Annotated in this window: 24 protein-coding genes; 13 read left to right on the top strand and 11 right to left on the bottom strand. The window is 64.7% G+C overall.

Translation table 11 applies throughout. The features are described 5' to 3' along the window. Positions 1-7: 7 nt before the first annotated feature. Positions 8-229 (top strand): hypothetical protein, encoded by a 222-nt coding sequence (locus ACT53T_RS00425; RefSeq protein ID WP_400765370.1) that lies wholly within the window; start codon positions 8-10, stop codon positions 227-229. Between the two features lie 4 nt (positions 230-233). Here the strand turns inward: ACT53T_RS00425 and ACT53T_RS00420 are convergent, their stop codons facing one another. Together ACT53T_RS00420 and ACT53T_RS00415 are read right to left on the bottom strand one after the other, a co-directional pair. Further along, on the bottom strand, positions 234-671 hold the full coding sequence (locus tag ACT53T_RS00420) for a hypothetical protein (RefSeq protein WP_476159421.1): 438 nt from the start codon (positions 669-671) through the stop codon (positions 234-236). 4 nt (positions 672-675) lie between these two features. Further along, positions 676-921: a hypothetical protein gene (locus tag ACT53T_RS00415; protein ID WP_400765372.1), complete on the bottom strand. Its 246-nt coding sequence runs from the start codon at positions 919-921 to the stop codon at positions 676-678. Between the two features lie 208 nt (positions 922-1,129). On the opposite strand from ACT53T_RS00415, the gene secE reads away from it, so the two are divergent. The 4 genes from secE to rplA all read left to right on the top strand — a co-directional run bounded on the left by secE (position 1,130) and on the right by rplA (position 3,238). Beyond that, entirely contained in the window at positions 1,130-1,321 is a 192-nt protein-coding gene (secE, locus tag ACT53T_RS00410; protein WP_018267518.1) for a preprotein translocase subunit SecE, read from the top strand. A gap of 60 nt (positions 1,322-1,381) precedes the next feature. Beyond that, a complete protein-coding gene (nusG, locus tag ACT53T_RS00405) occupies positions 1,382-1,912 on the top strand; it encodes a transcription termination/antitermination protein NusG (RefSeq protein ID WP_026191590.1) in 531 nt (176 codons plus the stop codon). Between the two features lie 188 nt (positions 1,913-2,100). After that, positions 2,101-2,529: a 50S ribosomal protein L11 gene (gene rplK / locus ACT53T_RS00400; protein WP_108915968.1), complete on the top strand. Its 429-nt coding sequence runs from the start codon at positions 2,101-2,103 to the stop codon at positions 2,527-2,529. Positions 2,530-2,533: 4 nt separating this feature from the next. Beyond that, a complete protein-coding gene (rplA, locus tag ACT53T_RS00395) occupies positions 2,534-3,238 on the top strand; it encodes a 50S ribosomal protein L1 (protein WP_476159418.1) in 705 nt (234 codons plus the stop codon). 39 nt (positions 3,239-3,277) lie between these two features. On the opposite strand, the gene ACT53T_RS00390 is transcribed toward rplA, so the two are convergent. Next, the gene (locus tag ACT53T_RS00390) at positions 3,278-3,898 is read right to left on the bottom strand and encodes a PAS domain-containing protein (protein ID WP_400765377.1); all 621 of its coding nucleotides are present in this window, start codon (positions 3,896-3,898) and stop codon (positions 3,278-3,280) included. A 1,062-nt stretch (positions 3,899-4,960) separates the two neighbouring features. Between ACT53T_RS00390 and rplJ the strand changes: the two genes are divergently transcribed. From rplJ to rpoC, 4 genes are all read left to right on the top strand, one after another. Continuing rightward, entirely contained in the window at positions 4,961-5,482 is a 522-nt protein-coding gene (gene rplJ, locus ACT53T_RS00385; protein ID WP_476159416.1) for a 50S ribosomal protein L10, read from the top strand. A 52-nt stretch (positions 5,483-5,534) separates the two neighbouring features. After that, a complete protein-coding gene (gene rplL, locus ACT53T_RS00380; RefSeq protein ID WP_018267526.1) occupies positions 5,535-5,912 on the top strand; it encodes a 50S ribosomal protein L7/L12 in 378 nt (125 codons plus the stop codon). 152 nt (positions 5,913-6,064) lie between these two features. After that, positions 6,065-10,210 (top strand): DNA-directed RNA polymerase subunit beta, encoded by a 4,146-nt coding sequence (gene rpoB / locus ACT53T_RS00375; RefSeq protein WP_036293267.1) that lies wholly within the window; start codon positions 6,065-6,067, stop codon positions 10,208-10,210. 238 nt (positions 10,211-10,448) lie between these two features. Further along, positions 10,449-14,639, top strand: coding sequence for a DNA-directed RNA polymerase subunit beta' (gene rpoC / locus ACT53T_RS00370; protein WP_476159415.1), 4,191 nt, complete (start codon positions 10,449-10,451; stop codon positions 14,637-14,639). Positions 14,640-14,918: 279 nt separating this feature from the next. Here rpoC and ACT53T_RS00365 read toward each other — a convergent pair whose 3' ends face one another. The 4 genes from ACT53T_RS00365 to ACT53T_RS00350 all read right to left on the bottom strand — a co-directional run bounded on the left by ACT53T_RS00365 (position 14,919) and on the right by ACT53T_RS00350 (position 17,499). Beyond that, complete coding sequence (locus tag ACT53T_RS00365) at positions 14,919-15,779, bottom strand: hypothetical protein (RefSeq protein ID WP_476159414.1); 861 nt, start codon at positions 15,777-15,779, stop codon at positions 14,919-14,921. Between the two features lie 67 nt (positions 15,780-15,846). Then, entirely contained in the window at positions 15,847-16,374 is a 528-nt protein-coding gene (infC, locus tag ACT53T_RS00360; protein WP_024881579.1) for a translation initiation factor IF-3, read from the bottom strand. A 201-nt stretch (positions 16,375-16,575) separates the two neighbouring features. Next, positions 16,576-16,803: an FmdB family zinc ribbon protein gene (locus ACT53T_RS00355; protein WP_400765384.1), complete on the bottom strand. Its 228-nt coding sequence runs from the start codon at positions 16,801-16,803 to the stop codon at positions 16,576-16,578. A gap of 78 nt (positions 16,804-16,881) precedes the next feature. Next, positions 16,882-17,499: a DUF2239 family protein gene (locus tag ACT53T_RS00350; protein WP_476159413.1), complete on the bottom strand. Its 618-nt coding sequence runs from the start codon at positions 17,497-17,499 to the stop codon at positions 16,882-16,884. Between the two features lie 114 nt (positions 17,500-17,613). On the opposite strand from ACT53T_RS00350, the gene ACT53T_RS00345 reads away from it, so the two are divergent. The 3 genes from ACT53T_RS00345 (at position 17,614) to ACT53T_RS00335 (ending at position 19,680) form a co-directional block, all read left to right on the top strand. Beyond that, complete coding sequence (locus tag ACT53T_RS00345) at positions 17,614-18,798, top strand: PQQ-dependent sugar dehydrogenase (protein ID WP_476159412.1); 1,185 nt, start codon at positions 17,614-17,616, stop codon at positions 18,796-18,798. Between the two features lie 70 nt (positions 18,799-18,868). Further along, positions 18,869-19,177 carry a type II toxin-antitoxin system TacA family antitoxin gene (locus ACT53T_RS00340; RefSeq protein WP_476159411.1) on the top strand — a complete coding sequence of 103 codons (309 nt, stop codon included), beginning with the start codon at positions 18,869-18,871 and terminating at the stop codon, positions 19,175-19,177. After that, positions 19,165-19,680, top strand: coding sequence for a GNAT family N-acetyltransferase (locus ACT53T_RS00335; protein ID WP_476159409.1), 516 nt, complete (start codon positions 19,165-19,167; stop codon positions 19,678-19,680). The genes ACT53T_RS00340 and ACT53T_RS00335 overlap by 13 nt, the downstream gene beginning before the upstream one ends. Here ACT53T_RS00335 and ACT53T_RS00330 read toward each other — a convergent pair. Both ACT53T_RS00330 and dapF read right to left on the bottom strand, forming a co-directional pair. Further along, positions 19,677-20,828 carry a MiaB/RimO family radical SAM methylthiotransferase gene (locus ACT53T_RS00330; RefSeq protein WP_476159407.1) on the bottom strand — a complete coding sequence of 384 codons (1,152 nt, stop codon included), beginning with the start codon at positions 20,826-20,828 and terminating at the stop codon, positions 19,677-19,679. The genes ACT53T_RS00335 and ACT53T_RS00330 overlap by 4 nt on opposite strands. Beyond that, positions 20,825-21,691, bottom strand: coding sequence for a diaminopimelate epimerase (dapF, locus tag ACT53T_RS00325; RefSeq protein WP_476159715.1), 867 nt, complete (start codon positions 21,689-21,691; stop codon positions 20,825-20,827). The genes ACT53T_RS00330 and dapF overlap by 4 nt, the downstream gene beginning before the upstream one ends. Before the next feature lie 90 nt (positions 21,692-21,781). Here dapF and ACT53T_RS00320 point away from each other — a divergent pair, with 90 nt between their 5' ends. Beyond that, the gene (locus ACT53T_RS00320; protein ID WP_476159406.1) at positions 21,782-22,531 is read left to right on the top strand and encodes a GyrI-like domain-containing protein; all 750 of its coding nucleotides are present in this window, start codon (positions 21,782-21,784) and stop codon (positions 22,529-22,531) included. A gap of 357 nt (positions 22,532-22,888) precedes the next feature. Here ACT53T_RS00320 and ACT53T_RS00315 read toward each other — a convergent pair whose 3' ends face one another. Together ACT53T_RS00315 and ACT53T_RS00310 are read right to left on the bottom strand one after the other, a co-directional pair. Beyond that, entirely contained in the window at positions 22,889-23,107 is a 219-nt protein-coding gene (locus ACT53T_RS00315) for a helix-turn-helix domain-containing protein (RefSeq protein WP_476159714.1), read from the bottom strand. A 5-nt stretch (positions 23,108-23,112) separates the two neighbouring features. After that, entirely contained in the window at positions 23,113-23,676 is a 564-nt protein-coding gene (locus ACT53T_RS00310; protein WP_476159405.1) for a DUF2975 domain-containing protein, read from the bottom strand. Positions 23,677-23,725: the final 49 nt, after the last annotated feature.

The following is a 23,725-nucleotide window of genomic DNA, read 5'->3' as shown; positions in this document are numbered from 1 at the left end:
GGCAGCAATGGCGAAATTCTATTTTGCGGCGGTGGAGACCGAGGAAGGCCTGCGCGCCGAGCTCAAGATCGCAACCCCTTATTCGTTGGCGGCGGATGTCTTCGATCCGAGCGAGAGCTTCGCCGACTACGAGGCGAAGCTGAACGGCGCCTTGCGCGAGCTGGAGCGCACGCGCGACGAGGCGCGCGCCTGGTTCGCCAAGCACAATGGCGCGTCGGCGGCCGGGTGAATCTCTATTTCGTGCGATTGACGGCTGCGAGCCGCTGCGCTTTCGCGCAGGCCAGCAGCTTTGCCTTGATCTCGTTGAAAATCGAAGGCGGCAGAACGCCATAATCGAACTGTCCGGGCTCATTCCGCGAGACGGGGCGGAGATCGACGCCCGGCCAGACGAAGCGATTGACCTCGTTCACGATGACCCAGGATCTGCTGGGATCGAGTCCGAGACGGCGCTTCGTCGCGAGCGGAATCTCGACCGCCTCGTCGAGGTTGTCCGGTTCCCGATGCGTGACGGGAACGACCGTCACCAGCGTTCTATCGGCCTGAATCTGCTTGGCGAGCACAATGGCGCAAGGACGGTTCTTGACACCTTCGTCCAGGCCTCTTCGATGCTCGGCGCGCCAGAGATAGGCGTAGCAGATGACGAGGCCGGCCTCGGGAATGGGTAGGGACACGCGCCTACTTCAGCTCACGATCGAGATGGCTGTGGCGCTCCGCCATTTCCGTTCTGGCGATCGCGTCGAGATCGTCCTCGCCGAGCTCGCCGACCATCAGCGCCTCGCGCTGCGCTCTTCCGCTGGCCGAAAGCTCTGCTATACGATCGTCGATGAGGCGCCGCGCAGCCTCCTCCACAGAGCCGAAGTCGCCGCTGGCGACATGGGCTCGGAGCCAAGCCTCTTGTTCTGGCGTCAGGTCGATGCGCATGCCATTCCTATTAGCATGAAACTCGGCCCGCCCCAATCCGTCGCGGAGGGGGCCTGAATTTCCGCTTGGCGGCCCCGCCTTACTCGATTATAAGCACCAGATACGTGGCGCGCGGCCTGAGGCCTCGCGCCGCGACTGTTTTGTGGCGGTCCCGATGAGTCCCGTGGCCGCGGTCCTCGGCTCGGTGAAACTCTCGGCTCGGTGAAGCATGGCCAATCCGTTTCAGTTCCTGCAAGAAGTGCGCTCGGAAGCGAGCAAGGTGGTGTGGCCGACCCGCCGCGAGACCTTGATCACCTCTGGCCTGGTGGTCCTCATGGTGCTGGCCGCGAGCATTTTCTTCGTCGTCGTCGATCAGGGGCTTCGCGTCGCCGTCGGCTTGCTGCTGCGGATCGGCCAGTAAGGCCGGGAACCCGCCGGCGCGCCGATCGTCGAGAGCGAAAATTTTGGAGCTTGTCGCGCCGTGAGCATGCGCTGGTATATCGTCCACGCCTATTCGAACTTCGAGAAGAAGGTCGCCGACTCCATTCGCGAGGGCGCCGCGCAGCGCAATCTCACCGATCAGTTCGAGGAGATTCTCGTGCCGACCGAGCAGGTCGTCGAGGTGCGCCGCGGCCGTAAGGTCAGCTCGGAGCGCAAATTCTTCCCCGGCTATGTGCTGGTGAAATGCGACCTCTCCGACCAGGTCTTCTCGCTCATCAAGAACACGCCGAAAGTCACCGGCTTCCTCGGCGCCGACAATAAGCCCATGCCGATCAGCGAGGCGGAGGCGATGCGCATCAAAGGCCAGGTGGCCGATGGCGTCGAGCGCCCCAAGCCCTCCATCTCTTTCGAGATCGGCGAGACGGTCCGCGTCGCCGACGGTCCCTTCGCCTCCTTCAACGGCGTGGTGGAAGAGGTCGACGACGCCCGCTCGCGGCTCAAGGTTGCGGTGTCCATCTTCGGACGGCCGACGCCTGTGGAGCTGGAATTCGCGCAGGTGGAGAAGGTTTGACGGATCGCTGAGGAGCCGGAAGGCTCGCGATCCGATTCGGAGAATCCTTCTCCCACGAGCGGGGGAAGGAAAAAGCCGTGGCGGGCGCGCCCCTGTCGCCAGGGGGATCACGCGTCGGACCACGAACTGCAACCGGCGGCCTAGGGCGCGGAAGCGTTCCCGGGGCCGCTCAATGTTGGAGATGAGACATGGCGAAGAAAATCGCCGGCTACATCAAGCTGCAAGTGCCGGCGGGCGCGGCCAATCCGTCGCCGCCGATCGGTCCCGCGCTCGGTCAGCGCGGCCTCAACATCATGGAATTCTGCAAGGCGTTCAACGCCAAGACGGGCCAGATGGAGAAGGGGACGCCCATCCCCGTCATCATCACCGCCTTTCAGGACCGCTCCTTCACCTTCGAGCTGAAGCAGCCGCCGGTCTCCTACTTCCTCAAGAAGGCCGCCGGCATTCAGTCCGGCTCCAAGACGACGGGCCGCGGCTTCGTCGGCAAGGTCACGCGCGCGCAGATCCGCGAGATCGCCGAGAAGAAGATGCAGGACCTCAACACGACGTCGGTCGACTCGGCCGCGTCGATGATCGAGGGCTCCGCCCGTTCCATCGGCCTCGAAGTGGTGGGGTGAGATCATGGCCCATATCGGAAAACGCATCGCCAACGCGCGTCAGGCCGTCGAGCGCACCAAGCTCTACCCGGTCGAGGAAGCGATCAAGCTGGTTCGCGCCAACGCCACCGCCAAATTCGACGAGTCGATCGAGATCGCGATGAATCTCGGCGTCGACCCCAAGCATGCGGACCAGATGGTGCGCGGCGTCGTCAATCTGCCGAATGGCACCGGCCGCACGCTGCGCGTCGCCGTCTTCGCCCGCGGTCCCAAGGCCGATGAGGCCAAGGCCGCCGGCGCGGATATCGTCGGCGCCGAGGATCTCGTCACCATCGTCCAGGGCGGCACGATCGAGTTCGATCGCTGCATCGCCACGCCCGAGCTGATGCCGCTGGTCGGCCGCCTCGGCAAGGTGCTCGGCCCGCGCGGCCTGATGCCGAACCCCAAGGTCGGCACGGTGACGATGGACGTCGCCGGCGCGGTGAAGGCCTCCAAGGGCGGCGCCGTCGAGTTCCGCGTCGAGAAGGCCGGCATTGTGCAGGGCACGGTGGGCAAGACCTCCTTCGAGGAGGGCAAGCTCGCCGAGAATATCCGCGCCTTCGTGGATGCGGTCGCCAAGGCCAAGCCCGCCGGCTCCAAGGGCACCTATATCCAGCGGGTGGCGCTCAGCTCCACCCAGGGGCCCGGCGTCAAGGTGGATGTGGCGACGCTCGGCGCGACGCAGGCGTGATGCGCGGCGGCTCGCGATCGAGCCGTCGACGCCGTGAGATTATCGACGCGAGGGATCGTCCTCTCGCGTCGAGCCTTCCGCGCCCCCTTCATAGACGGTGAAGCGCGGCCGCCTCTGCAGATCGCGCGTCGGCGTTCCGGGCGCGAGAGGCAAAACCAGCGCCGTTTCCTCGCCGAGCACGCGCAGCGACACGATATTCAGCGCCTCGACCGGCGTGCGCCCGAGCCATAGCGGCCGCTCGCCGGGCGCCAGGGAGCCGAGAACGCGCGCATGTGTTTTTCCGAAATAGCGGATCGGCAGGAGCAAGAGCTCGAAATCGACGATTTCGATCCCTCCCACCAGAAAACCCTTGGCTCCGGCGATGACAGGGGTCGTGTCGTCCGTGACGATGCGCAGGATCGTTTTCACATCCTCGCGCCCGGACTCGCTCCATATTCCGAGAAAAGAACGGCTCCGCCGCTCGGGCGGCCAAAAGGCGCCGACGCGTGCGCCGCAGAGTCCGGCCGGAACGAAATAGCTCAGCTCCGTCTCTATGACGAAGGCGTCCGAAAGCGTGACGAAGGCTTTCGCCAAATCCATCGTGTGGCAGTCGGGGGCGGCGCGCTCGCCTTTGAGCCCCCTCCAATATTCGTATAAAATTCTGTTGGCTGGATATCTCATGCCGCCTCCCGCCCATCGAACGAATCCCCCCGCCCCTCGGGTGTCCGTGCGCGGCTATGTCTTCGGGTCGACGGGCCTGGCGGTCTGCGGCGAAACCGCGGCGCGACGCCTGAAATGATCGAAACCGCCGCGCGCTCTCGAGCGCGCCGCGCGAAGCCGCGCGCCGCGCCGGAGCGCGAGTTTCGACAATTCATGTGTTCGAACAAGCATTTTCGCCAAATGATCCGCGGGAAAGATTCGAGGTGAACAGAACGTCTTTTTTTCGCTATGATGCGAAAGCATCGCTATTGTCTGAATTGCGAGACTCAAAATGTTCGAAAAGCCCTGCGCGCGAGGCGGCATTGTCGATCGAAGACTCCTCGCGGCCCGTAGCAGCGGTCTAGAGAACCTCAACGAGGCGCTGCGCCGGGCTCTCGGTCACTCGATCATCGGTTTCGTCATCGCTTTCGGCTTTGCGAAGATCGCCTATGTCGAAGCTCGAGCGATCCTCCTGGAGAGTCGCGGCTTTTTCAGGGCTGGACCTTAGCTTTGACGCAGGGCGGACGGGCGGGCCGGGGCAAAATTTTTGCTTGGCAAACGTCGTGGCCGCCTTTAATAAGGCCTTTCCGGGGTCGGCCAGCGTTCGCGACCCCGTTTTCAGATATCAGCTTCCGTCGAACCGAGTCCCCAGATGCGGGAGAAGGCGAGACGGTGGATAGGCCGGCGGACCCGGGGGAGATTCCTCGCGTCCCGTCCGGCCATGTCCTGTCCGAGACTGCCGGCGCCTGTCCGAGGCTCACCCCGAGGACGGCTCAATCGGCTCGCTGGACGGCGGAGCCTTCCGCCCCCGACGAGCGGCCTGCATAGACGGGGAAGACCGGAATTGTAGGGCCGGCGCGGCGCTTTTCAAAGCTCGCGCGCGGTCTTTCGAATTTGGTTGGCGCCCCTCTGATCCGAGGCGAGGCCGTTTCGGCCTCAGCCGAGGGGACAGGATCTACGGCGCCGTCGTTTCCGCCGCTCCCGCGGCGATGCGACGGCTCATCGCAACGGCGGGGCTCGTCCCCGCTCGAGGAGAGAGCAACCGTGGACAGAGCGGAGAAAAAGCAAGCCGTCGCGGCGCTGAACGAGGTCTTTGCGAAGACCCCGGTCGTCGTCGTGGCGCATTACTCCGGCCTGACCGTCGCCCAGATGCAGAAGCTGCGCAAGCAGGCTCGTGAATCTGGCGCTTCCGTGCAGGTCGCCAAGAACCGCCTCGCCAAAATCGCTCTCGACGGCACGAGCGTCGCCTCCATCGGCCCCCTTCTCAAGGGGCCGACCCTGATCGCCTATTCGGACGATCCGGTGGCGGCGCCCAAGGTGGCCGCAGCCTTCGCCAAGGATCACGACAAATTCGTCATCCTCGGCGGCGCGCTCGGCGCCCAAGCCCTCGACCCCGACGGTGTGAAGTCGCTCGCGACTCTCCCGTCGCTCGACGAGCTGCGCGCAAAGCTCGTGGGCCTCATCCAGGCTCCCGCGACCAAGCTGGCGCAGCTCACGACCGCTCCGGCCTCGAAGCTGGCGCGCGTGGTCCAGGCCTATGCCGACAAAGACGCGACCGCGGCCTGACAGGCGGCGCAAATCCAACCAAGCAGAACCGAATTCGAAGGACTGAAGCAACATGGCTAATCTCGAAAAGATCGTCGAAGACCTGTCGAGCCTGACCGTGCTCGAGGCCGCCGAGCTGGCGAAGCTCCTCGAGGAGAAGTGGGGCGTCTCGGCCGCCGCCGCCGTCGCGGTGGCCGCCGCTCCGGGCGCCGCCGCCGCCGCGGCCCCGGTCGAGGAGAAGACCGAGTTCAACGTCATTCTGGCCGCCGCCGGCGACAAGAAGATCGAGGTCATCAAGGAGGTCCGCGCGATCACCGGCCTCGGCCTCAAGGAGGCCAAGGATCTGGTCGAGGGCGCTCCCAAGCCGGTCAAGGAAGGCGCTTCCAAGGACGAGGCCGAGAAGATCAAGGCCGCCCTCGAGAAGGTCGGCGCCAAGGTCGAGCTCAAGTAAGACGAAAATTCCCCTCTCCCGCTCCATGGCGGGGGAGGGTTTTCGGCACGTGTGACCAGGAGCGAATGGCGAATAGCGAATAGCGAAAGACACCGGTCCTTTCGCTATTCGCAACTCGCTATTCGCTTTCAATAAGAGGATCGAGAGGCGACATGGCTCAGACTTCGGCGCAGACTTTCTCCGGTCGCAAGCGTGTCCGCAAATTCTTCGGCCATATCCGCGAAGCCGCGGAAATGCCCAATCTGATCGAAGTTCAGAAAGCTTCCTACGACCAGTTCCTGCTCGTCGACGAGCCTGCGGGCGGGCGTCCCGACGAGGGTCTGCAGTCGGTCTTCAAATCCGTTTTCCCGATTTCCGATTTCTCGCAGGTCGCTCTGCTCGAATTCGTGCGCTACGAGTTCGAGCCGCCGAAATACGACGTCGACGAGTGCCGCCAGCGCGGCATGACCTTCGCCGCGCCGCTGAAGGTGACGCTGCGCCTCATCGTGTTCGATGTCGATCCCGACACGCAGGCGAAATCCGTCAAGGACATCAAGGAGCAGGACGTCTATATGGGCGACATGCCCTTCATGACGGCGAACGGCACCTTCATCGTCAATGGCACGGAGCGCGTCATCGTCTCGCAGATGCACCGTTCGCCGGGCGTCTTCTTCGACCATGACAAGGGCAAGAGCCATTCCTCCGGCAAGCTGCTGTTCGCGGCGCGCATCATTCCCTATCGCGGCTCCTGGCTCGACATAGAGTTCGACGCCAAGGACATCGTCTATGCGCGCATCGACCGTCGGCGAAAAATTCCGGCGTCGTCGCTGCTGTTCGCGCTCGGCATGGACGGCGAGGAGATTCTCTCCACCTTCTACAACACCATCACCTTCAAGGCCTCCGGCGACAGCTGGCGCCAGCCCTTCGACCCGGAGCGGCTGAAGGGACTGAAGGCCGTCAACGACATCGTCGACGCCGACACCGGCGAAGTGATCGTCGAGGCGGGCAAGAAGCTCACCGCGCGCGCCGCTCGTCAGCTCGCCGAGAAGGGCGTGAAGGCGATCAAGATCCAGTCCGAGGATCTCTACGGCCAGTTCCTCGCGCAGGATCTCTATGATCCCTCGACGGGCGAGATTTTCGCCGAGGCCGGCGACGAGATCACGGTGAAGTCGCTGCCGCTGCTGGTCGAGAAGGGCTTCGACGAGCTGCCGGTGCTCGACATCGACCATATCAACATCGGTCCCTACATCCGCAACACGCTGGCGGTCGACAAGAACTCCTCGCGCGAGGAAGCGCTGTTCGACATCTACCGCGTCATGCGTCCCGGCGAGCCGCCGACGATGGATACGGCGGAGGCGATGTTCTACTCGCTGTTCTTCGATCCCGAGCGCTATGATCTCTCGGCCGTCGGCCGCGTGAAGATGAACATGCGCCTCGACCTCGACGCGCCGGACACGATGCGCGTCCTCCGCAAGGAGGACATCGTCGCCGTCGTGCGCGCGCTCGTCGATCTGCGCGATGGACGCGGCGAGATCGACGACATCGACCATCTCGGCAATCGCCGCGTGCGCAGCGTCGGCGAGCTGATGGAGAACCAGTATCGTCTCGGCCTCCTGCGAATGGAGCGCGCGATCAAGGAGCGCATGTCCTCGGTCGACATCGACACGGTGATGCCGCAGGACCTCATCAACGCCAAGCCGGCGGCGGCGGCGGTGCGCGAGTTCTTCGGCTCGTCGCAGCTCTCGCAATTCATGGACCAGACCAATCCGCTGTCGGAGATCACCCATAAGCGCCGCCTCTCGGCGCTGGGTCCGGGCGGTCTGACGCGTGAGCGCGCCGGCTTCGAGGTGCGCGACGTGCATCCGACTCATTACGGCCGCATCTGCCCGATCGAGACGCCGGAAGGTCCGAACATCGGCCTCATCAACTCGCTCGCCACCTTCGCGCGGGTGAACAAATACGGCTTCATCGAAGGTCCTTATCGCCGCGTGCGCGACGGCAAGGTGACGGATGAGGTCGCCTATCTCTCCGCCATGGAAGAGCAGAAATATCACGTCGCCCAGGCCAACGCCCCGGTCGACGCGGAGGGCAATCTGCTCGAGGATCTGGTGCTGTGCCGTCACGCCGGCGATGTCGTGCTCGTCCCGCGCGAGCGCGTCGACGCCATGGACGTGTCGCCCAAGCAGCTCGTCTCGGTCGCCGCGGCGCTCATTCCCTTCTTGGAGAATGACGACGCCAACCGCGCGCTGATGGGCTCCAACATGCAGCGCCAGGCGGTGCCGCTGGTGAAGGCCGACGCGCCGCTGGTCGGCACCGGCATGGAGCCGGTGGTCGCCGCCGACTCGGGCGCCGCCATCGCCGCGCGCCGCGCCGGCGTCGTCGATCAGATCGACGCGACCCGCATCGTCATTCGCGCGACGGAAGAGCAGGACCCGACCAAGCCGGGCGTCGACATCTATCGTCTGATGAAGTTCCAGCGCTCGAACCAGTCGACCTGCATCAATCAGAAGCCGCTGGTGAAGGTCGGCGACTATGTGAAGAAGGGCGACATCATCGCCGACGGTCCCTCGACCGATCTCGGCGATCTGGCGCTCGGCCGCAATGTGCTCGTCGCCTTCATGCCGTGGAACGGCTACAACTTCGAGGACTCGATCCTTCTCAACGAGCGCATCGTCAAGGACGACGTCTTCACCTCGATCCATATCGACGAATTCGAGGTGATGGCGCGCGACACCAAGCTCGGCCCGGAGGAGATCACCCGCGACATTCCCAACGTCTCGGAAGAGACGCTGAAGAATCTCGACGAGGCCGGCATCGTCTATATCGGCGCGGAAGTGCAGGCGGGCGATATTCTCGTCGGCAAGATCACGCCCAAGGGCGAGAGCCCGATGACGCCGGAGGAGAAGCTGCTCCGCGCCATCTTCGGCGAGAAGGCCTCCGACGTTCGCGACACGTCTCTGCGCGTGCCGCCGGGCGTGCAGGGCACGATCGTCGAGGTGCGCGTGTTCAATCGCCACGGCGTCGAGAAGGACGAGCGCGCCCAGGCGATCGAGCGCGAGGAGATCGAGCGTCTCGCCAAGGATCGCGACGACGAGCTCGCCATTCTCGACCGCAACACCTACGCCCGTCTCTTCGAGATGCTGGTCGGCAAGATGGCGATCGCCGGGCCGAAGACCTTCAAGAAGGACCAGCCGCTCAGCCAGGCGATCCTCGACGAATATCCCCGCTCGCAGTGGTGGACCTTCGTCGTCGAGGACGACCATCTGATGGCCGGCATAGAGGCCGTGCGCAAGCAATATGACGAGTCGAAGAAGGGTCTCGAGAACCGCTTCCTCGACAAGGTCGAGAAGCTGCAGCGCGGCGACGAGCTGCCGCCCGGCGTGATGAAGATGGTCAAGGTCTTCGTCGCGGTGAAGCGCAAGATCCAGCCCGGCGACAAGATGGCCGGACGCCACGGCAATAAGGGCGTCGTCTCGCGCATCGTGCCGCAGGAGGACATGCCCTTCCTCGAGGACGGCCAGCCGGTCGATATCGTGCTGAATCCGCTCGGCGTGCCGAGCCGCATGAATGTCGGGCAGATTCTCGAGACGCATCTGGGCTGGGCCTGCGCCGGTCTCGGCAAGCAGGTGGGCGCCGCCGTCGACGCCTATTTGCGCAGCAAGGATGTGGCGCCGCTCAAGGAGAAGCTCGTCGACATCTACGGCCCCAACGAGTCGCTGAAGAGCCTCGATGAGCCGACCTTGGTGGAAGTCGCCAAGAATCTGCGCCGCGGCGTGCCGATCGCGACGCCGGTCTTCGACGGCGCGCGCGAGAAGGACATTGTCGAGATGCTGACGCGGGCGGGGCTCTCCTCCTCGGGTCAGGTCACGCTCTTCGACGGGCGAACGGGCGAGCCCTTCGATCGTAAGGTGACGGTCGGCTACATCTATATGCTGAAGCTGCATCATCTCGTCGACGACAAGATCCATGCGCGCTCGATCGGCCCCTATTCGCTGGTCACGCAGCAGCCGCTGGGCGGCAAGGCCCAGTTCGGCGGACAGCGTTTCGGCGAGATGGAGGTGTGGGCGCTCGAGGCCTATGGCGCGGCCTACACGCTGCAGGAGATGCTGACGGTGAAATCCGACGACGTCGCCGGCCGCACCAAGGTCTATGAGTCCATCGTGCGCGGCGACGACACTTTCGAGTCGGGCATTCCCGAGAGCTTCAACGTGCTCATCAAGGAAATGCGCTCGCTGGCGCTCAATGTCGAGCTCACCTCGGCCGAGCCCGAGGAGGGCGACGAGCCGCCGCCCGAGACGACGGCCGAGGCGGCGGAATAACGCCGCCACTCTTCCTTCTCCCGCAGGGCGGGAGGAAGGTGGCCCTCGCGTCAGCGAGGGTCGGATGAGGGCCGGCGCCGCATGCGCGCCCAAAGGATCCTCAGCCGACCCGACTGACGTCGGGCCGACCTCTCCCACAAGTGGGAGAGGGGACGCGCACGAAAAGATTTACGGACGTAGCGGAGAGACATCGCGAGGCGAGCGAGCTTCTTCCGTCCTGCGTCTCTAGGAGAAGACCATGAATCAGCAAGAGGTCATGAATCTCTTCAATCCGGTCGTCCAGCCGCAGGCGTTCGATCAGATTCAGATTTCGATCGCGAGCCCGGAGAAAATCCTCTCCTGGTCGTTCGGCGAGATCAAGAAGCCGGAAACGATCAACTACCGGACCTTCAAGCCGGAGCGCGACGGCCTGTTCTGCGCCCGCATCTTCGGCCCGATCAAGGATTACGAGTGCTTGTGCGGCAAGTACAAGCGCATGAAATACAAGGGCGTCATCTGCGAGAAGTGCGGCGTCGAGGTCACGCTGGCGCGCGTGCGCCGCGACCGCATGGGCCATATCTCGCTCGCGGCGCCGGTCGCGCATATCTGGTTCCTGAAGTCGCTGCCCTCGCGCATCGGCCTTCTGCTCGACATGACGCTGAAGGACCTCGAGCGCATCCTCTACTTCGAGTCCTACATCGTCATCGATCCGGGCCTCACGCCCTTGAAGGAGCGTCAGCTCCTCACCGAGGACGAATATCTGCGCGCCCAGGACGAATATGGGCAGGACCATTTCACGGCGATGATCGGCGCCGAGGCGATCCGCAAGATTCTCGAGTCGATGGATCTCGAGGGCATCGCCGCGCGCCTGCGCCAGGAGATCGCCGAGGCGACCACCGAGCTCAAGCCCAAGAAGCTCGCCAAGCGCCTGAAGATCATCGAGGCCTTCATTCAGTCCGGCAATAAGCCGGAGTGGATGATCCTGAAGGAGGTCCCGGTCATTCCGCCGGACCTGCGCCCGCTGGTGCCGCTCGACGGCGGCCGCTTCGCGACCTCCGATCTCAATGATCTCTATCGCCGCGTCATCAACCGCAACAATCGTCTGAAGCGGCTGATCGAGCTGCGCGCGCCGGATATCATCATCCGCAACGAGAAGCGCATGCTGCAGGAGGCCGTCGACGCACTGTTCGACAATGGCCGCCGCGGCCGCGTCATCACCGGCGCCAATAAGCGCCCGCTGAAGTCGCTCGCCGACATGCTGAAGGGCAAGCAGGGCCGCTTCCGCCAGAATTTGCTCGGCAAGCGCGTCGATTATTCCGGCCGCTCCGTCATCGTCGTCGGCCCGGAGCTCAAGCTCCATCAATGCGGCCTGCCGAAGAAGATGGCGCTCGAGCTGTTCAAGCCCTTCATCTATTCGCGCCTCGACGCGAAGGGCCATTCGGCCACGGTGAAGCAGGCCAAGAAGCTGGTCGAGAAAGAGAAGCCGGAGGTGTGGGACATCCTCGACGAGGTGATCCGCGAGCATCCGGTGCTGCTCAATCGCGCGCCGACGCTCCATCGCCTCGGCATTCAGGCCTTCGAGCCGGTGCTGATCGAGGGCAAGGCGATCCAGCTGCATCCGCTCGTCTGCGCCGCCTTCAACGCCGATTTCGACGGCGATCAGATGGCCGTGCACGTCCCGCTGTCGCTGGAAGCGCAGCTCGAGGCGCGCGTGCTGATGATGTCGACGAACAATATTCTGCATCCGGCCAATGGTCAGCCGATCATCGTGCCGTCGCAGGATATCGTCCTCGGCCTCTATTATCTGTCGCTGGAGCGTGACGGCGAGCCCGGCCAGGGCATGGCCTTCGCGGATCAGGGCGAGATCGAGCATGCGCTCGCCGCCAAGTCGATCACGCTGCAGACCAAGATCAAGGGCCGCGCCTGGACCTATAACGAGAAGGGCGAGCGCGTGTCGAAAATCTTCGACACGACGCCCGGCCGTCTGATCCTCGGCCAGCTGCTGCCGCGCAACCCCAAGATTCCCTTCGACGCAGCCAACAAGCTGATGACGAAGAAGGAAATCTCCAACATGATCGACACCGTCTACCGCAATTGCGGTCAGAAGGAGACGGTCATCTTCTGCGATCGCATCATGTCTCTCGGCTTCCGCGAGGCGTTCAAGGCGGGCATCTCCTTCGGCAAGGATGACATGGTCATCCCGGAGACGAAGGAGCGCATCATCACCGAGACGCGCAGCGCCACCAAGGAATATGAGCAGCAGTACAACGACGGCCTCATCACCCAGGGCGAGAAATACAATAAGGTCGTCGACGCCTGGATGAAGTGCTCGGAGAAGCTCGCCGAGGAGATGATGATCCGCATCTCCACCGTCCGCAAGGACGAGCATGGCCGCGATCTGCCGATCAACTCCATCTATATGATGTCCCACTCGGGCGCGCGCGGCTCGCCCGCGCAGATGAAGCAGCTCGCGGCGATGCGCGGCCTCATGACCAAGCCCTCGGGCGAGATCATCGAGACCCCCATCATCTCGAACTTCAAAGAGGGCCTCACCGTTCTCGAATACTTCAACTCCACCCACGGCTCCCGCAAGGGCCTGTCGGACACGGCGTTGAAGACCGCGAACTCGGGCTATCTCACGCGTCGTCTCGTCGACGTGGCGCAGGATTCGATCATCACCACGGTCGATTGCGGCACCGAGAAGGGCATTCGCATGCGGGCGATCATCGACGCCGGTCAGGTCGTCGCCTCGCTCACCTCGCGCATTCTCGGCCGCACCGCGGCGGAGGATCTGCGCGATCAGCAGGGCAAGATCATCGTCCCCAATGGCGAGATGATTCAGGAGTGGCATATCGAGCCGATCAACGCCGCCGGCATTCAGGAGGTGAAGATCCGCTCGGTGCTGACCTGCGAGTCGAAGAACGGCGTCTGCGGCAAATGCTACGGGCGCGATCTCGCCCGCGGCACGCCCGTCAATATGGGCGAGGCGGTCGGCGTCATCGCGGCGCAGTCGATCGGCGAGCCGGGCACGCAGCTCACCATGCGCACCTTCCACATCGGCGGCGCGGCGCAGCTGGCGGACCAGTCCTTCATCGAGTCCAACTTCGAAGGCACGGTGCATATCCGCAACCGCCATGTGGCGCGCAACTCGGATGGCGATCTCATCGTCATGGCGCGCAACGTCGCGGCGGTGATCGTCGGGCCGGACGGCGTCGAGCGCGCCGTCAACCGCATCCAATATGGCGCGCGGCTGAAGGTGGACGAAGGCGACAAGATCAAGCGCGGCGACCGCATCGCGGAATGGGACCCCTATACGCGTCCCATCGTCAGCGAGGTGGACGGCGCCATCGGCTTCGAGGATCTGGTCGAAGGCCAGTCGGTGACGGAGACGGCGGACGAATCGACGGGCATCACCAAGCGCGTCGTCATGGATTGGCGTCTCAACACGCGCTCGGCGAGCCTCAAGCCGGCGATCGTCATCAAGGGCGCCGACGGCAAGGTCATCAAGCTGCAGCGCGGCGGCGACGCTCGCTACACGCTGCCGGTCGAGTCGATCATCGCGGTCGAGCCGGGCGGGCAGATCAAGGCCGGCGACATTGTCGCGCGTATCTCGCTCGAGAGCGCCAAGACCCGCGACATCACCGGCGGTCTGCCGCGCGTCGCCGAGCTGTTCGAGGCGCGCCGTCCGAAGGATCATGCGATCATCGCGGAAATCTCCGGCACGGTGCAATTCGGCCGCGACTATAAGAACAAGCAGCGCCTCTCCATCGTCCCGCATGAGGAAGGCGCTGATCCGGTCGAATATCTGATCCCCAAGGGCAAGCACATCCATCTTCAGGACGGCGACGTCGTGGAGAAGGGCGACTATATCGTCGACGGCAATCCGGCGCCGCACGACATTCTGGCGATCAAGGGCGTGGAGGAGCTGGCCGCTTACCTCGTCAATGAGATTCAGGAGGTCTACCGGCTGCAGGGCGTCAACATCAACGACAAGCACATAGAAGTGATCGTGCGTCAGATGTTGCAGAAGGTCGATATCGTCGACGCTGGCGACACCGGCTTCCTCGATGGCGAGCAGGTCGATCTCACCGAGCTCGAGGAGGCCAACGCCAAGGCGCTGGAGGAGGGCGGCAAGCCGGCCCATGGCACGCCGGTTCTGCTCGGCATCACCAAGGCCTCGCTGCAGACGCGCTCCTTCTTCTCGGCGGCCTCCTTCCAGGAGACCACGCGCGTGCTCACCGAGGCGGCGGTCAATGGCAAGGTCGATCCGCTCATCGGCCTCAAGGAGAATGTCATCGTCGGCCGGCTGATCCCGGCGGGCACGGGTGCGGCCATGGCGAAGTTCCGTGGCATTGCGACGGGCCGCGACGATCTCATCATCACGCAGCGCGCCGCGGAAGCCGAGACGCGCCCGACCACGCCGCGCCTGCCGCCCGCCGCGGCGGAGTGAGGCGAGAGCTGCTCCCTCTCCTCACAGCGGAGAGGGAGAGCCAGCGCAGAATGAAAAAGGCCGCCAGCGATTGGCGGCCTTTTTTCATTCCGTATCAGGGGCGTTTCGAGTGGATTCGAAGCTGCGTCATGCTCGGAAAACGGCCGGCGCCCTCATCCGACCCGGCCAAAGCCCGCGGCTCGCGCGGGCGTCCTCGTGGACGCCCTATGGCCGGGCCACCTTCTCCGCGAGTGGGAGAAGGATTCGCGCCGAGTCCTTCGCGCCAGCGCAATCCAGGCCTCAGCGTTTCCTCTTCTTCCCCTCGGCTTCCGCTGTCTTTTTGAAGCCGTTCGCCAGCTCCGTGCCGAGCGTGAGCGCGCGCGCCTCCGTCACGCGCAACGCGCAATAGCCGAAATCCGCCTCCTGGGCGTATGAGCGGCAAATCTCCTCGCGGCGCGCGGAAAAGCCGGCCTGCTCGCGGACGAGCTCCTTGCGCTGGGCCTTCTCGGATTTCATCTTGTCGTAGAGCGCCTTGTAGTCGTTGCGCACCGTCTGCTCGATGCGGGCGCGCATGGTCAGCATCTCTTCGGCGCGCTTGGGGTCGAGCTCGCCGGCGCCCATGCCCCACAGGCCATTGGGGTCGGCGCGACAATCGGCCTGCTTCAGCTCGCACGCCCTGCCGTCGGAGCTGGCCAGAATCGCGCCGTCCAGCGCGTCGAAGCTGAAGGGGCAGGCCGGAAATTCCACCTCGAAGCGATGAAGCCCGCTGCTCGTTTGACGCAGCGTCAGGCGCAAGGGCTCGGACACTTCGATCCGGCAGGTCTCGCCAGAGCGCGTCAGCCGATCGCCCACGAGCGACAGCCGCGCCACCTCGAGCGCGCCGCCACGCCTCTGCAGCTCGATCGAGCCGCGCGCCTCGCCATCCTGATAGAGGACGCGGCCGACAATCGTCTCCTCGCTCGGCGGCTTGGGCGCGACAGGCGTCACGGCGGCGCGCGGCTTGGGCTTGGCGCCCGGCTCGACGGGGGCCGCGACAGAACCCGCCGGCGCCGGCGCGACCGCGCCCGGCAGCGCCATCTGAGCGATGGCGCCGGTCGTGGCGGGGAGCGCCGAAAGAAGCGCCGCGCCGGAGAGAATCGCGCGGAGAGAGACGATGGACATGAAAGACAACAAAGACTGAAAGACGCGGCCTCGGCAAGTGCGGATCGAGGCCCCGCCCGAAGCCGCGTCAGCGCGGCGCCAGCACCATGATCATCTGCCGGCCTTCCATAGAGGGCTCCAGCTCGACCTTGGCGATAGTCGCCGTCTCCGCCTTGACGCGCGTCATCAGACGGTAGCCGATATCCTGATGCGCGATCTCGCGACCACGAAAACGCAATGTGACCTTGACCTTGTCGCCCTCCTCGAAGAAGCGCTGCACGGCTTTCATCTTCACATCATAGTCGTGCTCGTCGATGCCGGGGCGGAGCTTGATCTCCTTGACCTCGACGATCTTCTGCTTCTTGCGGGCCTCGGCGGCCTTTTTCTGCTCGAGAAATCGAAATCTGCCGTAATCGAGAATTTTGCAGACCGGCGGCTCGGAATTGGGCGCGATCTCGACGAGATCGAGCGCTGCCGTTTCCGCCAGAGAGAGGGCGTCGACAAACGGAACCACGCCGTGGTTCTTGCCTTCCGAGTCGATCAGTTGCACCTCGCGCGCGCGAATCTCCCGGTTGATGCGCGGACCCTCCTTCTGTGGGGCCGCGGTGCTCTTCATTGGACGGCGAATGGATGTTCTCCCTTCAGGATGAAATAGATCGTCTTCCGATCCGATCCGTTGCGCGAGAGAAAGCGGCATGAGCCGTCATTTCCCCCGGGGCTACCCGGCGGAGGGCCGACGCGGAAAGAATCTCACTCTCCTCCGCGAAGTCAACCGTCGATATAGAACTATTCGCGGCGAGACGCCTGAAATTCGCGCTCAACCGCAATCGGCGAAGGCGGGGCAGGAGGCGCCGCAGCCGCCCGCTCCGCCCATGGAGGCGCAGGAGGCTTCGGTCTCGCCGCCGCTCGCCGGCTTGGCGATCAGCGAGAGCTGGCGCGTCAATTCGACGCCGCCGCAGGCCGGACAGGCGGGAGTTTCGTCCGAGCGCACCAATGTCTCGAATTCTTTGTCGCAGGAATTGCAGCTATAGGCGTAGAGCGGCATTGAAATCCTCGTCGCCGGAAGCGGATGTCGTGCGTTACATGCGCTCCCGATCAGGCCATTGCAAGCCGGGAGTCCCGCTCACGCGCCGCCTGCTTCGGAGAGGCGCAGCGCATAGGCGCGCACATCCTTCGGCCAATCGGCCATGATCGATTCGAATCGCGCCGCATCGCCGGCGAAGAGCGCGCGCAACGCCTCCTCATAGCCGGGAAGATTTCCTGCTATGGCGGAGAGGAATCGATAGGCGGCCTCGCGCGCCTCGCGCTTTTGGCTCTCCGCTCCGCCCTCGCGTCGCGCGGTCTCGACCAGGCGGCGCAGCGTCGCCGAAGCGCCGCCCGGCTGAACGGCGAGCCAGTCCCAATGGCGCGGCAGCAGCGTGACCTCGCGCGCGACAACGCCGAGCCTGGGCCGTCCGCGACCGCGCGCGGCTTCCTCCGCGCCCTCCGTCGGAGCGGCGTCGCCGCGCTCTCTGCCAGGAGGGGCGGCGGCGAGCCGCGCGATGATCTCCGGCTTGGCGCCGCGTAGATCGAGATCGACCACCTCGCCGGTGGCGTCGTCGAAAGTGAGGACATAGCCATCGGCCGCATCGGCGTTCTTCACCGCCAAGGCGACCTCGACCAGCGGGCCGGCGGCCAGAATGCGGCCGTCGGCGAAAGCGGCGCAGGGCCGCGACAGGCGGGAGAGAGCGTCTTTTTCCATATGCAATTTATACCCAGGTTAAATTATCAGAGTCAATAATACCCGGAATAAATATTTCTCGCGCCGCGGCGGCCCGCGCCCCTATCTCTCCGAGAACCGAGCGGAGACTCCCCGATGATCGCCCGACGCCTCCTTTGCCTTTTCCTATGCGCGACGGCCTCGCTGGGCGCCCATGCGGCGCCTTCGGCGCAGGACGAAGCGAAGCAGATCGAGAAGGACCTGCGCCGCATTCAGCTGCCGGAGGGGTTTTCCATCTCGCTCTATGCGCTGGTTCCGCATGCGCGCACGCTCGCGATCGGCGGGCGCGGCGAGGCGATTTTCGTCGGCACGGATGCGAGCCGCATTCATGTGCTGATTCCGGGCGGCGAGCGCGCCGCCTCTGTCGAGACTTTCGCCGCCGATGCGCCTTTCGTCATTCCGCATGGGCTCTGCTTCGACGCGGAGGGAACATTGTTCGTCGTCGAGCAGAATCGCATTTCGAGCTTTGCTTCAGCCGAGAGGGACTGGCGCCGGCTCGCCTGGAAGGATGCGCGCCGCCTCGCGCCGCAAGGCGGACTCATCCCCGTCGCCGAGCAAAGCGCCAATCACACGACGCGCATCTGTCGCATCGGGCCGGACGGCAAGCTCTATGTCTCGCTGGGCCAGCCCTATAATGTCACGCCGCGCGACAAGCTCGAGCTCTATGAGCGCATCGGCATGGGCGGAATCATCCGCATGAATCGCGACGGCTCCGGCCGCGAGGTTTTCGCGCGCGGCATTCGCAATTCGGTGGGCATGGATTTCGATCCTGCCGATGGGGCGCTCTGGTTCACCGACAATCAGGTGGATCGCATGGGCGACGACACGCCGCCCGGCGAGCTGAATCGCGCGCCGCGGGCGGGGCTGCATTTCGGCTTTCCCTGGTATGGCGGCGGCCATGTGCGAACTTACGAATATTCGGGAGATGCGCCGCCGGAGGGCGTCGTCTTTCCGCAAGTGGAGGAGGCGCCGCACGCCGCCGATCTCGGCATGACCTTCTATCGCGGCTCGGCCTTCCCGCCCTATTATCGCGGCGGGATTTTCTCTGCGCAGCACGGCTCCTGGGACCGCACAATGCCGGTCGGCGCGCGCGTGATGTTCACCCGCGTCGGCCCGGAGGGAAAGCGCGGCGTCAGCGAGCCTTTCGCGGAAGGCTGGAACAATGGCGATCCGCAATATCTCGGCCGGCCCGTGGATGTGGCGGAACTGCCGGACGGCTCGCTGCTGGTGACGGACGACCAGAATGGGGCGGTGTATCGGATTGTTTATAAGGCGCCGTGACGAATGTCGTTTTGTGTTGACACTATCCACACAAAGGCTTTTCAATAGGCTGATCGCGGAGGAGAGTCGAATGCCGACCCAGGCGTCGAAACAGCCGGCGGCGCCGGCCAGAGAACGTCACGACTCCACAGTGAATGTGCGCATGTCGACGACGACGCGCAATCTGATCGACACCGCGGCGTCGCTCCTCGGCAAGACGCGTAGCGAGTTCATCACGGAGAGCGCTCGGCAGCATGCGGTCGACATATTGCTCGACCAACGTCTGTTCGTGCTGAACGAAAAAGACTTTGCGGAATTCGAAGCGGCGCTGGATCGGCCGCCGCCGCCCAATGAAGACCTCAAGGCGCTGCTGAAGAAGAAGCCTCTATGGGAGCAATAGCGCGCGGGGCGATATTTCATGCGCCCGCGCGGCTCGATCCGACCAAGCATGATTTTCGGTCCTCCGATTGCGGCAAGCCGCCGCTGAACGAATGGCTGAAGCAACATGCGGCCGCGAGCGAAGGACGTAGCGCGAGAAGCTATGTCGCCTGTGAGGGCGATATGGTTATCGGCTATTACTGCATTTCCGCGGGCTCGATCGAGCGAGCGGCGATACCTTCGAAGGTCCGAAAGCACGGACTGCCCAATCCGATCCCGGTGAGCGTCATCGGCAGGTTGGCGCGGGATCTACGCTACGCGGGCAAGGGGCTGGGGGACGATCTGCTCGCCGATGCGCTGAAGAGAATTCTCTCCGCGTCGCAGACGATCGGCGTGCGAGGCGTGATTGTCCACGCGCTCGATGAGGAGTCGGTTCCGTTCTATACGAGACGTGGGTTTCTTCCCTGCAAGCTCGGCGAGCGGACGTTTTTTATGCCGATCGAAACAATCGAGCGCGCGATCTAAACCCCGCTCGACGCCTTCCCGTCATGCCCCGTCACGCGCATATCCAGCATGCGCCCCGCTTCCGCGCCGGGCGTGCGGATGGGAGTGAAATCTTCGGCGCGGGCCATGCCGCCCTTTTCCGTCAGCACGCGCAATGTCTTGCCGATCTGCGCGTCGAGATGGCGGATGAGCGCCGCGTCTCCGGCCGCGCGCAGGCGGGCGGCGCGTTCTTTCACCAATGCGCCATTGACCTGCGGCATCAGCGCCGCCGGCGTGCCGGGACGCGGCGAATAGGGGAAGACATGCAGATGCGTCAGCCCGCATTGCTCGACGAGAGCGAGCGTGCGCGCGAACATGTCTTCCGTCTCGGTGGGAAAGCCCACGATGAAATCGGCGCCGAAGACGATATCCGGCCGCGCCTCGCGCAGCTCGGCGCAAAAGCGGATGGCGTCGTCGCGCGAATGGCGGCGCTTCATGCGTTTCAGAATGAGGTCGTCGCCCGCTTGCAGCGAGAGATGGAGATGCGGCATGAGCCGCGGCTCGCTGCGCATGCAGTCCAACAGCTCGGCGTCCGCCTCTATGCAGTCGATGGAGGAGAGCCGCAGCCGCTCGAGCTGCGGCAATTCCCGCAGCAGCGCGCGCGTGAGACCGCCGAGCGAAACGCCTTCGGCGGCGTAGCTCGTCAGATCGACGCCGGTCAGCACGATCTCGCGCTTGCCGCTCTCGACCAGCCGCCGCGCCTCGGCGACGACCTCGGCCGGCGCGATGGAGCGCGAGGGGCCGCGGCCGAGGGGAATGATGCAGAAAGTGCAGTTATGGTCGCAGCCATTCTGCACGGCGAGAAAGGCGCGCGTCTGCCCCTCGGCGGCGCTGTCGGCGCGCGGCGCGCCCGGCTCGGCGAGCACGCGCGCGACGCCATCCATTGCAGCGAAGCTCGCGGGATCGATGCGCGCCGCGCAGCCGGCGACGACGATCTCGGCCGCGGGACGCTCGCGATGAAGGCGGCGGATCGCTTGCCGCGCCTGGCGCGTCGCCTCCGCCGTCACGGCGCAGGTATTGACGATGACGCGCTCGCTTTGCGCGCCGGCGCGCGCCTCGCGCAGCAGCCGCTCCGAATCGACGTAATTGAGGCGGCAGCCGAAGGTGACGATGTCGACCGCGGCGCTCACGCGTCCAGCTCGGCGAAGAAGCCGGCTTCCAGCTCCGTCTCGAATTCGAGCTCGACGTCGCCGGTCATCATCACATGATCGTCCGGCCCCCAGGCGATGACGAGCTCGCCGCCGGGAAGGCGAATGCGCGCCTCACGCGCGGAGAGGCCGGCGCGCGCGGCCGCCACCAGCGTCGCGCAGGCGGCCGAGCCGCAGGCGCGCGTCTCGCCCGTGCCGCGCTCCCATACGCGCAGCAAAATCTCGTCCGGCGCGACGATCTTCGCGAAGGAGATATTGGCGCGCTCGGGGAAGAGCCGGTGATGCTCGAGCTGCGGCCCGAGCGTGGCGAGATCGAGAGCGAGCGGGTCCTCGACGAAGAAGACCGCATGAGGATTGCCCATATTGACCGCCGAAAAGGCGGCGGGCGCCCCCTGGACTTCAGGCGCGAGCGGCACATTTCTCGTATCGGGGGCTTCGGCGGCGAGCGGTATGTCCCGCCAGCTCAGTCGAGGCGCGCCCATATCGACGGTAAAGCGCGTCTCGCCCGCGCGCCATGTGCGCACCGGGCCGGCGTCGGTTTCCAGCGTCAGCGCCTCGCCTTCGCCGGCGCGGCCGAGCACATAGGCGACGCAGCGCGTGCCATTGCCGCAGGCGGCGGAGAGCGAGCCGTCGGTATTGTAGATGCGCATATAGGCGTTCGCGCCCGCATGGCGCGGCGCATGCAGGACCATCAGCTGGTCGAAGCGCAGGCCGGGGGCGCGGGCGATGGCGCGCGCCTCGGCGGGCGCGACCTCGAGGCCGGCGCGGCGCAAGTCGAGAACGAGAATTTCATTGCCGATCCCGTTCATACGAAAGATCGGGAGTCCGGCGAGCGGGCTGGTCATCATGCCGTTCATTTCCTGTTACAGGCGTATATAGAGAATCGAATCGCGACGCTATGGCCGGCGTCCGCGCTTTCAAAGAGGACGAGACCCATGAGCAATTCGAGCGATGAGGGCTTCACGCAGAGATTGAAGCGCGCTTGGCCCTTTGTCGCGGGTCTGGCCGTTCTCGCCGTCGTCGCGGGAGCCTTTTTCGGCGCGACATCCACTCCGCCGACCTCCACCGCCGTCGTGACGGCTCCGAGCGCGCAGGTCGCGGCGGAGACGCCGCAAAAGTCCGCGCCCGCCACGCCGGACAGCCCCGTCGCGCCGAAGCCGACGCTCGACCTCAACGAGCCCTCTCAGGCCGAGGCGGAGGCGCAGGCCCAAGCCGACGCCATCGCCGGCCAGGCGATCGATATCATTGCCCGGCCCGTCCTCAAATTGCGCGGGCAGGGCACATGGGCGGACGGGCTCAAGACGCTTTCCGAGGCCATCGCCAGCCTGCGCGTCGCCGCCTCCAAGGCCGGCCTCACCGCGGACGGCCGCCCGCTGGTCGCCTTCACCGAGACGGATGACAATGGCTTTCATTTCGAGGCCATGCTGCCGCTGACGCGCCCGCCCGAGGCCAAGGCCAAATTCGAGCATGGCGTCGAGGCCGGCGCCTCGCCCGCCGGCAAGGCGCTGAAATTCCAGCATCGCGGACCTTATGAGGAGATCGACTCGACCTATGAGGCGATCACCGCCTTTCTGGACGAGAAGGGCCTCGACACGAAAAATCTGTTCGTCGAGGAATATCTCACCGATCTGAAGACCAGCGACGACGATGGGCTCCAGGTGGATATTTATGTGTTCTTGAAGTGAGAGCTTCCGGGCGCCGGCTTCCTCCCGGCGAATACAATCCCCTCATCCTGAGGCGCTTTTTGCGGAACGCAAAAAGCCTCGAAGGATGATCCAGGACGCGTTTCGGCGCTTCGAGACGCCCGCTTCGCGGGCTCCTCAGCGTGAGGGCCGTCGTTGTGACCGTGCGCGCATGAGGGATCAAGACAGGTCCGCTTCGTCTCGCCTCTCTCGCGATCGTAGAGATCGTCTCTGATGAAACCAGGGCTTAGGAGCCTGGTCGTATGGAGACGTCCCTCGTCACACAATCTTCAGCGGGCTTCGCAGTGAGGATATTTTCGATCTGCACTCGGAGCGCGGTTGGAGCGCCTCAATAGCGCCTCAGCTTTCTTTTGCCTCCGGCCGATATTCCAGAATGTCGCCCGGCTGGCAGTCCAAGACCTCGCAGATTTTCTCCAGCGTATCGAAGCGAATTCCTTTCACCTTGCCGGATTTCAGCAGGCTCACATTCTGCTCGGCTATGCCGATACGTTGCGCGAGATCGCGCGAGCGCATCTTGCGCCGCGCGAGCATCACGTCGAGATTGACCACGATCGCCATGGCGCTCACACGAATTGCGCGTTTTCGCCGGCGATGTCGGCGGCGGTCTTGAAGATATGCGCGATGGCGATCAGCATCAGCAGGAAGATGACGTTCAGCAGATCCTCGAGCTTTATGTAGCCGTGATGGCTCTGCGCATAGGGAAGATGCGAGGCGATGGCCAGAATGATCGCCGAGCGCATCGCCACGTCCAGAAGCACGGTGAACAGCCCGATGACGCCCGCGCGCCGCAGCCATAGCGCCGTCTCCGCAGAAAAGACGCCGCCCTCGAGATAGAGGCTGAACACGCGCCACAGGCAAAAGCAGATGACGGCGACAAAGACCCAGACGACGAGGCTCAGCGCCGTCGCCGCCGCATATTGGCCTTGCGAGGCGCCCGAAACGTCGATCTGCAACAGCTCGCGAAAGTGGCGCTCGACCTTTCCGGCGTCGGCCCAGAAGGTCAGTATCGCGAGGAGATCGGCCGTCGCGAAAAAAACGACCAGCGCCCGAATTGTTTGGCAGATCCATCCGATGCGCGCCCGCAGCGCGGAAAGACGCGGGTCTTGGAGAGCAATGGCGTCGATCATGGGATTCCATCCTTTCGGCGGCTCGGCAAAATGGCCGGCCGGCGCGATG

The sequence above is a fragment of the Methylosinus sp. DMC45 genome, assembly GCF_056313885.1.
Note: the sequence above shows the minus strand (reverse complement) of the source record. Positions and strands in the feature narration are given on the sequence as shown.